This window comes from Pseudoalteromonas sp. SIMBA_162, assembly GCF_046535955.1.
GTDB classification, from domain to species: Bacteria; Pseudomonadota; Gammaproteobacteria; order Enterobacterales; family Alteromonadaceae; genus Pseudoalteromonas; species Pseudoalteromonas marina.
Genome location: NZ_JAWJBQ010001084.1, coordinates 1 through 241, shown reverse-complemented (window position 1 = coordinate 241; position 241 = coordinate 1). Strand labels below are relative to the sequence as shown.

Here is a 241-nt window from a genome sequence, read left to right as displayed (position 1 = left end):
CCACCGAACAGGCTGTCGACCACCATGAACACGAGACTGGGCGGAAACACCAGCATCGAGGTACCGCGCAGCGGCTTCATGGTGAACAGGTTGATGTTGGTCGGCACCGGCACGTTGCGGGAAAATTCGTTGTAGCTCAGGAACTGCACCGGCCCGGCAGTGATATCGGCGCCGCGGCGGATCAGGTTGAACAGCCCCATGCGGAACTGGCGGCTGAAGCGCGAGTTGATGATATCCAGAG

The 241-nt window shown here is 60.6% G+C and carries 1 pseudogene; it reads right to left on the bottom strand.

Going from position 1 to position 241, the window contains the following annotated elements:
* A pseudogene (gene fliM / locus R0J88_RS23030) lies at positions 1–241 on the bottom strand (flagellar motor switch protein FliM); the annotation flags it as partial.